Origin of the sequence: Endozoicomonas sp. ONNA2, from assembly GCF_024606365.1 — a bacterium.
In the GTDB taxonomy this organism is placed as follows: Bacteria; Pseudomonadota; Gammaproteobacteria; order Pseudomonadales; family Endozoicomonadaceae; genus Endozoicomonas.
Genome location: NZ_JAHHPO010000948.1, coordinates 1 through 1,744 on the forward strand (window position 1 = coordinate 1; position 1,744 = coordinate 1,744).

The window sequence follows — 1,744 nt, forward strand, 5'->3', positions numbered from 1 at the left end:
GCTCCCGTGTCACACCGTGCGCTTCGTGGTTCAAAGCTTTTGCTTCTGGAATTAATAGATAGGTGCATAATGTCTATCGTAAGAGGCGCAACTTAGTGAGGATAGCCGTAGCTATGAGACTGGAGCGCCGCACGACTGAATGGATGCAGGAGCCAGAGCAACACAGGAGCAGTCCCCGAGACTGACTGACAACTTAATCAGAAAATATGGTTTCATTTGGTTGACTGCTAACCACTGCTGTGGCCTGCGGGAAAGTCAGACAGCATCAAGTCAGCCAACAAGGGATGTGAACTCTGCTGGCTGGGAGACACTCGCAATGTCTCGTTGCTTTAAAAAGGTATGGGGTATTGACGAAACACAGCATTGATCTCGTCCAGCACCTCTTTTGATAATTTCAAGTGGCAAGCATCAATATTTTCCTTAAGCTGTGCCAGTGAACTGGCTCCGATAATCGTCGATGTGACTCCCTCTGTTTGATATACCCAGGCCAGTGCCATCTGTGCCAGACACAGCCCATGGCGCCTGGCTACCTCAGCGTAGCCTTCAATCGCCTGGTGAGTCATTGGGGTATTGCGGAAGAGACCATTTCTTTGCTGGAAAGACCATCGGGAGCCTGCCGGAATCTGACCATCCCGGTACTTGCCAGAGAGCACTCCACCGCCAAGTGGCGACCAGGGCAGATAAGCGACATCATTTAACACACAGGATTCTAATAGGTAGGGTGAGTCCTTGGCATGTATCAAACTGAACTCGTTTTGAACAGAAACCATCCTCGGCAAATCATACTTTTCGCTCAGCCGCACATATTCACCAATGCCCCAGGGTGTATCATCTGAAAGGCCACAATAACGAATCTTGCCCGCTTTGATGCAATCATCCAGCCCATGGAGAATATCCAGCATTTCCGCTTCCTGCCGCACTCGATCCACTTGCGTATGGGGAACCATACCTGGCCAGTGTCTGGCAAAATGGGGAGAGACCCGGTTTGGCCAGTGCAGCTGGTAAAGATCAATACAGTCCGTCTTAAGACGTTTCAATGAGCCTTCCACGGCTTCTTTAATCCGCTGACCACTGATTGGACTGCCATTGCGTATCCACGGCAGCCCCGCACCGACAATTTTCGTGGCAATGATAACCTCATCACGCTTGCCCGGATTGGCCCGGATCCATTCACCAATGCAGCGCTCAGTTTCACCACTGGTCTGTTCATCAGGGGGCACCGGATACATCTCGGCGGTATCGATAAAGTTGACTCCCTGGTCCAGTGCATAATCAATCTGCTCTAACGCCTCATCAAGTGAGTTCTGTTGCCCCCAGGTCATGGATCCCAGGCAGACCTCTGTTACCTGCAGTTCACTGCATCCCAGTTTAATTTTTTTCACCGACCGACTCCCCGGTATTTTCAAGGGTTAAAGTGCATTAAGTAGTTGGCCAAATGGAATCGTATATTTCTGGCCAAGTGGGCCGTTACTATGCAAGGCGCAACGCAGGTGGGCATAGCCGTAGCTATGTGACAACGTTGCAACGGAGCAGAGTGACTGACAACTATCTTGACAAACACCGTCAGGTTGACAAACACCGTTAGTCGGGAAACATCATTTCATTTGGTTAACTATTTACAGTAATAGAAAAACACAATCAGGAGAAGAATCAAATCAGCACTGCTGACTGATCCTTGAACAGATGCATATTAAGTAGCTGGCCATATGGAATCGTATATTTCTGGCTACTTGGGCTGGTACTA

General features: G+C 49.4%; 2 protein-coding genes. One reads left to right on the forward strand and one right to left on the reverse strand.

Annotated features, from left to right (window positions below; translation table 11 throughout):
* Positions 1-329 precede the first annotated feature (329 nt).
* Positions 330-1,382 carry an aldo/keto reductase gene (locus tag KDK14_RS16835; RefSeq protein ID WP_257266338.1) on the reverse strand — a complete coding sequence of 351 codons (1,053 nt, stop codon included), beginning with the start codon at positions 1,380-1,382 and terminating at the stop codon, positions 330-332.
* A 53-nt stretch (positions 1,383-1,435) separates the two neighbouring features.
* Between KDK14_RS16835 and KDK14_RS16840 the strand changes: the two genes are divergently transcribed.
* Positions 1,436-1,585 (forward strand): hypothetical protein, encoded by a 150-nt coding sequence (locus KDK14_RS16840; RefSeq protein WP_257266339.1) that lies wholly within the window; start codon positions 1,436-1,438, stop codon positions 1,583-1,585.
* Positions 1,586-1,744 lie beyond the last annotated feature (159 nt).

Coding starts and splice junctions, on each gene's coding strand:
- KDK14_RS16840 (WP_257266339.1), top strand. CDS start 1,436: ATGGAATCGTATATTTCTGGCCAAGTGGGCCGTTACTATGCAAGGCGC.